Genomic DNA, 8,545 nt, shown 5'->3' with positions numbered 1-8,545 from the left:
ATCGTCGACCACTGCTGCTTCGCCTGGAACAACCTCGTCAATCAGCCGTGGCGCATCATGTCCATCGGCATGCGGCAGTGGGCGCATGGGTCGTGATCAGCGAGTCTTGGTATTAGACATCCTCGTCCGCCCCTCCACCACCTTCGGTGGTCCCCCTCCCCTGAAGGGGAGGATCAGCGATTGCCTCGTGCCCACCCCCAACCCGGATACCCGCCCGGACATGATCCGGGGGCAGGCGGGAGGGGGGCTTGGATTACTTTGCCAACAACGGCGCCAGATACTGCCCCGTGAAGCTCCGCGGCTCCTTCACCACCTGCTCCGGGGTGCCCTCGGCCACAATCTCCCCGCCGCGCACCCCGCCCTCGGGGCCGAGGTCGATGATCCAGTCGGCGGTCTTGATCACGTCGAGGTTGTGCTCGATCACCACCACCGAATTGCCGCCGTCCACCAGCCGGTGCAGCACTTCGAGCAGTTTGCGCACGTCCTCGAAATGGAGGCCCGTGGTCGGCTCGTCGAGGATGTAGAGCGTCTGCCCGGTCGAGCGGCGGGCAAGTTCCTTCGCCAGCTTCACCCGCTGGGCCTCGCCGCCCGATAAAGTCGTCGCCTGCTGTCCGACTTTCACGTAGCCCAACCCTACCTCATTCAACATTCGCATTTTTTCGCGAATGGGGGGGACGGCCTTGAAGAATTCCTCGGCGTCCTCGATCGTCATGTCGAGCACGTCGGCGATCGAGTGGCCCTTGAACTTCACCTCCAGCGTCTCGCGGTTGTAGCGCTTGCCGTGGCATTCCTCGCAGGTGACGTAGACGTCGGGGAGGAAGTGCATCTCGATCTTGATGAGGCCGTCGCCCTGGCACTTCTCGCAGCGGCCGCCCTTGACGTTGAAGGAGAAGCGGCCGGGCTTGTAGCCGCGGGCCTGGGATTCGGGGAGGCCGGCGAACCAGTCGCGGATCTGGGTGAAGGCGCCGGTGTAGGTGGCGGGGTTGGAGCGCGGGGTGCGGCCGATGGGGGACTGGTCGATCTCGATGACCTTGTCGCAGTGGTGCAAGCCCGTGATTTCGTCATGCGCCCCGGCGATGACGCGCGCGCCGTTGAGGACGCGGGAGGCTCCGGCTTGCAGCGTGTCGATGGTGAGGGAGGATTTGCCCGAGCCGCTCACCCCGGTGATGCAGGTGAAGGTGCCGAGGGGGATCTTGGCGGTGACGCCCTTGAGGTTGTTGGCGCGGGCGTTCTTGACCACAATGTGGTGCCCGTTGCCCTTGCGGCGCTTGGCCGGCACGTCGATCTTGCGCTTGCCGGTGAGGTAGTCGGCGGTGAGCGAGCCCTTGGCCTTGAGGATCTGCTTGAGGGTGCCCTGCGCCACCACCTCGCCCCCATGCACGCCCGCGCCGGGGCCGAGGTCGACGATATGGTCGGCGGCGCGGATGGCGTCCTCGTCATGCTCGACGACGATCACGGTGTTGCCGAGATCGCGCAGGCGCTTCAATGTTTCGAGCAGCCGGTCGTTGTCGCGCTGGTGGAGGCCGATGCTGGGCTCGTCGAGGACGTAGAGCACGCCCGAGAGGCCCGAGCCGATCTGCGAGGCGAGGCGGATGCGCTGGCTCTCGCCGCCGGAGAGGGTGCCGGAGGTGCGGTCGAGGTTGAGGTAGTCGAGGCCGACATTGTCGAGGAAGCCGAGGCGCTCGTTGATCTCCTTGAGGATGGCCTTGGCGATCTGCGACTGCTGCGAGGTCAGGTACTGGTCGAGGTCGAGGAACCATGCTTTCGCGTCCGCCACGCTCATCTGCACGGGCGTGGCGATATCGGTCGGCCCCGCGGCGCTGGGGATCTTCACCGAGAGCGCCTTCTCGTTGAGCCGCTTGCCGCCGCACACTTCGCAGGGCTGCGCGGTCTGGTACTTCTCCAGCTCCTCGCGCATCCACGCGCTCTCGGTCTGCATCATGCGGCGGTTGAGGTTGCCGATCACGCCCTCGAAGGGCTTGTGGACGGTGTATTCGCGCCGCCCGTCCTTGAAGGTCAGCGGCACCGGCATTCCGCCCGTGCCGTGGAGGATGATGAGCTTCTGCTCGGGCGCGAGGTCCTTCCACGGCGTCGTCAGGTCGAAGCCGTAGGCCTTGGCGAGGCTGGCGAGCACCTGCATGTAATAGGGCGACGGCGGGTTGGACTTGGCCCAGGGCACCACCGCGCCCTGTTTCAGGGTCAGCGCCTCGTTGGGCACCACCAGCTGCGGGTCGAACAGCATCTTCTCGCCGATCCCGTCGCACGCCGGGCACGCGCCTTGCGGGGCGTTGAAAGAGAAGAGGCGCGGCTCGATTTCCTCGATGGTGAAGCCGCTCACCGGGCAGGCGAATTTTTCGGAGAAGACGATGCGGTTGGGCGGCAGGCCAGCGCCCTTCATTGCGCCGCCCTTGCCCTCGTCCTCGCGCCCCGGCACCACGCCGTCGGCGAGATCGACATAGGCGAGCCCCTCGGCCAGCTTCAAAGCCTGCTCGAAGGAATCCGCCAGCCGCGTCTCGATCCCCTCGCGCACCGCGATCCGGTCGACCACCACCTCGATGTCGTGCTTGAACTTCTTGTCGAGCGCGGGGGCCTCCTCGATCGGATAGATCTCCCCGTCGATCCGCACGCGGGTGAAGCCCTGCCGCTGCCATTCGGCGATTTCCTTGCGGTATTCGCCCTTGCGCCCGCGCACCACGGGGGCGAGCAGGTAGGCGCGCGTGCCTTCGGGCAGCGCCATGACCCGGTCGACCATCTGGCTGACAGTCTGCGCAGAAATCGGCTCGCCCGTGGCAGGCGAGTAAGGCGTGCCGACCCGCGCCCACAGGAGGCGCATATAGTCGTAAATCTCGGTCACCGTCGCCACGGTCGAGCGCGGGTTGCGGCTGGTGGTCTTCTGCTCGATGCTGATCGCCGGCGAGAGCCCGTCGATATGCTCGACATCGGGCTTCTGCATCATCTCGAGGAACTGGCGCGCATAGGCCGAGAGGCTCTCGACATAGCGCCGCTGGCCCTCGGCATAGATGGTGTCGAAGGCCAGCGAAGACTTGCCGCTCCCCGAAAGCCCGGTGACCACGATCAGCGCATCGCGCGGCAGATCGATGTCGATGCCCTTGAGGTTGTGTTCGCGCGCACCGCGCACGGAAATGGTGGTGAGGCTCATGGGCGTGACGTGTTCCGGAAATGTTCGCGTGGGTCAAGGCCGCTTGGAGAGGAGCGCGCCGGTCGTCCCCAGATGGTGAGAAGGCGCGGAAGTGCAACGGGTGAGGCGGGGATTGGTGCCCGGCGGGTGGGCGCAAGTCAGGGGGTGGCGGGGCAGTGCTCGGCGATGGCGGTCTCAATCGTTTCGAACAGGCGACTAGCCTTTTCGAAATTGAAAGGCATATGATCTCGTGAAAAAATGCCGAGTGCCAAACGGAGGCATTCTCTTGCCTCGAAATAATGCTTGCACGGGTTCTGCTTTTCTATGCGGGCCATCCGGTAGTGAACCGACGCAATATTCTCAAGTGTTCTTGCCCAGGCGAGAGGATAATGAGCTGATTTTCGAACTAACAGAGATAGGCGATAGTGAGCTATCGCTTGATTCAAGAAATCACGCCCCACTGCACCGTCATATCTGCTGGCTCGAGCTTCGAATGCAGAGCCAAGATTATTCTGTACCATTGCCCATTGGAGAGGCATCGAGTCGCGCGTTTGAACTTCAAGGGACGACGAGTACGCCTTAATAGCTTCGCAGATCAGCCGCTCGCCCTCCTCGCCACCCGTGAATTCGCCCATGGTCACCAAAGCGTTCGCAAGGTTGTTCAACGTCATGGCCCAGCTGGTTGGGAAGGCTTCGCGTGTGCGAACGAGAAGAGCAGAGCGAAAAGCCTGCACTGCTTCTTGAAGGTGCGAATGCCCTACTTCCGCCCCCAGAAGCTCGCCGTGTGATGCAAGAACAAGCCCTAAATTGTGCTGCGTAGCAGCCCATTCGATTGGCATCGCCCTTTGCGTGCGAACCTGCAATGCCAATCTGTGCGCCTCAGCAGCCTCTTCTAAGAGCTGAATTCCAGCGGCACTACCGATCCACTCACCCTTCTTCTTTAGCGCTTCGCCCAAGCACGTTACTATCAGGGCCCAATCGATCGGGTACGTTTCGCGCGTCAACACGGTGAGAGCGAGGCGATGAACCCTGACAGCTTCATCAAGAAGCTCATTCCCTTGCGCGCCACCAATCCGCGCCGCCTTCACCTGAAGAGAGATCCCTAGATCGTTCTGAACTTTAGCCCATATCGTCTTATCTTTATCTCGTTCTGCAAGGCTAACCGCCAAGCGATAAATTTCGAGCGCGCGATCAAGAGCAAGGCCACCCCTGGTTCGACTGAATGCTGCAAGCGCCGCACCTGCATTCGCCAGGAGTCGGGCCTGCTCGAAACCATCAAATGGCGCCAACATCGCCGCCGCCCGCTCCCAGTTCGCTGCCGCACTCTCCCAATCGAGCGCCAGCAAGTCCGTCTCCGCCAGCCGCGACAGCGTCTCGGCGGCCTCGCGCACCGCCGCTGTCGCTGCATCGACCCGAACATCGCTAGCCTCGCGCAGGAGCCTGCGCGCCTCATCGAGATCGCCCTCGGCCAGCGCCTCCTCGGCGGCCCGTTGCAGGCCTCGAACGCGGTTGTCGTGGGCGTCGAGTTCGCGCACGCGGCCCAGCAGCGCGTCGTAATCCTCTGCGAATTGCTCGACCGCCTCGACGATCTCGTCAGTCCCGGCCCTCGGGCTAAAGGCGATGAAGCGGGCGATGGCGCCCCGCATCGCTTTTTCCGAAAGGCGGGCAAGCTTGGCATCGTCGCTCTGCGCGCGGTCCTGCAAGGCAGCAAAACCGCGTTCGACCTTGTCGCGGAGCGATTGCACCGCATCGATCGTCTCGCGGATCGCCGCGCCCAGTTCGATCGTCACGTCGAGCGTCATCAGCGCGGCGTATTGCGGGTCTTCCTTGGCGGCGAGCAGCGCCGCGGTGACGGCCTCGCGGGCGAATTGCCGCTCGAAGCTCTCGGGCAGGCCCGCAGGCGCCGCGCGGAACAGATCGTCGTGGCGGGCGAGCTCGTCGACCACGCGCTGCGCGGCGATGGCGGGGTAGCGGTCCTCGGCCCCGCGGCATTCGAGCGCGGTCGCGGCGAGCTCTTGCCGGCTGAGCATGACCTGCGGCAGAAACCGCGTCATCGCCGCATCGGCCCGCTGCGCGGCCTCGCGTTCCGCGCGCTGGTCCCAGTGCTCCAGATCGCGCAGCAGCCTCGCCTGCATCCGGGTGATCAGGGTCTCATCCTCGAGCCCAGCCTTGCGCCCGTTCTCCTTGATCCGCGCGAGCAGACCCGCCCCGCCGATCACCGCGCCGGTGGCGGCGCTGGCGACGCCGATCTCGGCCCCGGGCAGAAAGGTCGCCGCCCCGATCGAGGCAACGCCGATGCCGATGCCGGTGAGCGATTCGAGACAATTCCAGCGAAACCCCATGCGCGGCATAGTACATGGCGCCGGACTTGCTGCAATTTTTCAGCGAAAAAGGGCCGAAATCCGCCTCTTTTCACGGGGCTACAGAAAATCTGAAGTCGCCAGAAGATGCCGTTTCGCCCATGGCGGGTCAACTTTTCGGTTCTCCGGCCGGGGCCTTTCAGGGTCGCAACCTGGTCGCCACGTCGAGATCCGATCAGGGCCGGATCGTGCCTTGCGGGGCTACCCCAATACCTCAGAAGGACGGTCCGGCCCGGTTGTTGCCACCAGCGCCCGCGCACCCGCTTCGCCGAGCCAGCGAACTGCAACGCCCCAGCCGCGCGCGATGACATGGGGTGCGAGCGCCGCCTCCGGTGCGGCGTCGGCGATCAGGCGGCCCTCCTTCAGCACCAGCACCCGGTCGGCGTGGTTCATCGCCGTGGCGAGATCGTGGAGCACCACCACCACGCCCTGTCCGGCCGCCGCGCAGGCCCGAAGATGCGCGACGAGGGCGATCTGGTGCGCCAGATCGAGCGCGGCGAGCGGCTCGTCGGCGAGGATCCAGCGGGGTTCGCCGGCGAGCACCCGGGCGAGCAGCACCCGCGCCCGCTCGCCGCCGGACAGGCGGCTGACCGGACGCCCGCGCAGATGATCGCAATCGAGCGCGGCGAGCGCGGCGTCGACGGCGGCGGTGCCCCGGTCGCGCCAAGGCAAGCGGCCGAGGGCCACGAGGTTCTCCACCGCCACGTCCCAGGCGATGTCGGGGCTCTGCGGCAGGTAGCCGATCGCCTGCGCCCGGGCGCGCGGGCCGAGCGCGGCGAGGCTTGCGCCCTCGAGGCTCACTGCCCCTGCGGCAGTCGGCAGCAAGCCCGCAAGGCCGAGCAGCAGCGAGGACTTGCCCGCCCCGTTGGGGCCGACGATGGCCGTGACGGTGCCGGGCACGAGAGTGGCGCAGACACCCTCCAGCACCCGCACGCCGCCCCGCACAAGGGTCAGGTCCTGCGCCGCGAGCGTCATAGACGCCCCCGCCGCATCCTGAGCAGCAGCCAGCCGAAGAACGGCGCGCCGATCAGCGAGAGCGCGATGCCGAGCCGCAATTCGGTGACGAAGGGCAGCACCCGCACGAGGCTGTCCGCCGCCAGCACGAGGCACGCCCCGGCGAGCGCGCTTGGGCCGATCAGGCTCGAGGGCAGGCGGTCGGTCAGCGGACGCACCAGGTGGGGGACGACGAGACCGACGAAACCGATGATCCCGGCGACCGCCACCCCCGCGCCGACGGTAAGGCCCACGCCCGCCACCAACAGGATCAACAGCCGCCCCGGATCCAGCCCCAGCGAGCGCGCCGCCTCCTCGCCCAATGTCAGCGCGTCGAGGCTGCGCGCGGCGAGCGCCAGCACGGCGATCCCGGCGGCGGTGAGCGGCGCGGCGATCATCGCCTCGCGCCAAGAGCGGTCGGTGAGCGCCCCGTTGAGCCACATCACGATCTCGGAGAGGGCGAAGGGATTCGGCGCCAGCGTGATGGCGAGCGCGGTCAGCGCCCCGGCGAGGCTGGCGAGCATGAGGCCCGCAAGGGTGAAGAGCGCGATGCCGCCCCCCGCCCCGCCAGCCGCGTCGCTTGCGGTCCGCCCGGCGATCAGCGCGAGCGCGCCCATCCCGAGCGCAGCCCCGGCGAGCGCCATCGCGGGAAGGCTCCACGCGGCGACGGTCGGCGGCAGGACGGGCGCGAGCCAGAAGCTCGCCACCGCGCCCAGCGCCGCCATCGGGGCGATGCCGAACAGGCCGGGATCGGCGAGCGGGTTCCTGAGATAACCCTGCATCGCCGCCCCGGCCGCACCCAGCCCCGCGCCGATCACGATCGCCAGCACCGCCCGCGGCAGGCGCAGCTCGGCGAGGATCAGCGCGGTGTTGGCGGGGGCGTCGGCGGCCCAGGGCGCGATCCACACCTTGCCCGCCAGCAGCGAGAGCGGCAGGAGCAGCGCCAGCAGTAGCGCAAAGACGAGGCTCGCGCGGGTCATCCCTGCCCTTCCACCGCGGCGCGTATCGCGCGCAGCCGGGCGCGGGCGCGCGGGATCGTCGGCCCGCCGCAATAGATCAGCGAGGGATCGAAGGCGGCAACCTGCATCCGCGCCGAGGCCCTCGCCAGCACCGGGTGGCGCTGTCCCGCCGCATCGCCCGCGACCAGCAGCAGGCGCGGCGGATCGGCGAGCACGGTCTCGAGCCGCACCGCATCCGCCTGTCCGAGGCCGCGGCGCGCGGCGTGGCTGGCGAAGCCCTCCTTGCGCAGCAGCTCGGCGATCAGGGTGTTCTCGCCCGCAACGATCTCGCCCGGCTGCCACAGCAGTGTGTCGATCGGCGCGCCGGGCGGCAGAGCGGCGGGCGCGGCGATACGGCGGGCGAGCGCCGCCCCCTCGGCCCGGCGCCCGGCGAGCGCCGCGACCTCGCCGACCTGCGCGAGGCTTTCGGCGATTGTGGTCGGGCTCCCGAAGGTCGCGACCCTGAGGCCTGCGCGCTCGAGCGCGGATCTGGTCGGCTGGGGAATGTAGATCGAGGCGAGCACGAGATCGGGCCGCGCGGCGATCACTTCCTCGGCAGTGCCCCCGGTGACGCCGTAGCGCGCCGCCACCCCCGGCGCGAGCGAACTCGAGGAGGGATCGCGCGAGTAATGCGACAAGGCGAGGACCTGCGTAGGGGGTGCGATCTCGACGAGGATCGCATCGAGGCAGGGGTTGAGGCTGACGATCGTCGGGTGCGCCGCATCGCGGGGCCGCTCGGGGGCGACCGCGGCCGGGGCGCAGCCGGACAGCAGGCACGCAGCGCCCAGCAGCGCCGCGCCGCCCCGCCTTGTCCGCGCTGTTGTGATGCGAATGCGCGCCATGTCCCGTGCCCGGGCGATAGGGCGGCGCTCGAAACGGCGCAACGGGTTAAGACGCGCGTGCGGCCTGTCCCCCGATGGGACGCGGTGCCCCGCCGCCCTCGCCGCGCTCGCGCCTCGCGCGTAAGGCCCAACGCGGATCATGGCCCGCCCCCGCACCCCTTTCGCTCACCAGCCCCCCGCACGCGGCGCGCCTCGCCCGGCACGGGGGCGGCG

The 8,545-nt window shown here is 67.9% G+C and carries 5 protein-coding genes; all 5 read right to left on the bottom strand.

Features of this window, described 5'->3' with window-relative positions; genetic code table 11:
- Positions 1-253 precede the first annotated feature (253 nt).
- Complete coding sequence (gene uvrA / locus OPU67_RS16185) at positions 254-3,160, bottom strand: excinuclease ABC subunit UvrA (RefSeq protein ID WP_267621489.1); 2,907 nt, start codon at positions 3,158-3,160, stop codon at positions 254-256.
- 137 nt (positions 3,161-3,297) lie between these two features.
- Positions 3,298-5,481, bottom strand: a complete 2,184-nt coding sequence (locus OPU67_RS16180) for a hypothetical protein (RefSeq protein WP_267621487.1) — start codon at positions 5,479-5,481, stop codon at positions 3,298-3,300.
- A 219-nt stretch (positions 5,482-5,700) separates the two neighbouring features.
- Complete coding sequence (locus OPU67_RS16175) at positions 5,701-6,474, bottom strand: ABC transporter ATP-binding protein (RefSeq protein ID WP_267621484.1); 774 nt, start codon at positions 6,472-6,474, stop codon at positions 5,701-5,703.
- On the bottom strand, positions 6,471-7,472 hold the full coding sequence (locus OPU67_RS16170) for a FecCD family ABC transporter permease (protein ID WP_267621482.1): 1,002 nt from the start codon (positions 7,470-7,472) through the stop codon (positions 6,471-6,473). The genes OPU67_RS16175 and OPU67_RS16170 overlap by 4 nt, the downstream gene beginning before the upstream one ends.
- The gene (locus OPU67_RS16165) at positions 7,469-8,332 is read right to left on the bottom strand and encodes an ABC transporter substrate-binding protein (RefSeq protein ID WP_267621480.1); all 864 of its coding nucleotides are present in this window, start codon (positions 8,330-8,332) and stop codon (positions 7,469-7,471) included. The genes OPU67_RS16170 and OPU67_RS16165 overlap by 4 nt, the downstream gene beginning before the upstream one ends.
- Positions 8,333-8,545: the final 213 nt, after the last annotated feature.

The sequence above is a fragment of the Erythrobacter sp. WG genome (assembly GCF_026586795.1).
In the GTDB taxonomy this organism is placed as follows: domain Bacteria; phylum Pseudomonadota; class Alphaproteobacteria; order Sphingomonadales; family Sphingomonadaceae; genus Erythrobacter.
The sequence above is the reverse complement of the archived record's forward strand: the minus strand, read 5'-3'. Positions and strand labels throughout refer to the sequence as shown.

Coding starts and splice junctions, on each gene's coding strand:
- OPU67_RS16170 (WP_267621482.1), bottom strand. CDS start 7,472: ATGACCCGCGCGAGCCTCGTCTTTGCGCTACTGCTGGCGCTGCTCCTG.
- OPU67_RS16180 (WP_267621487.1), bottom strand. CDS start 5,481: ATGGGGTTTCGCTGGAATTGTCTCGAATCGCTCACCGGCATCGGCATC.
- uvrA (WP_267621489.1), bottom strand. CDS start 3,160: ATGAGCCTCACCACCATTTCCGTGCGCGGTGCGCGCGAACACAACCTC.
- OPU67_RS16175 (WP_267621484.1), bottom strand. CDS start 6,474: ATGACGCTCGCGGCGCAGGACCTGACCCTTGTGCGGGGCGGCGTGCGG.
- OPU67_RS16165 (WP_267621480.1), bottom strand. CDS start 8,332: ATGGCGCGCATTCGCATCACAACAGCGCGGACAAGGCGGGGCGGCGCG.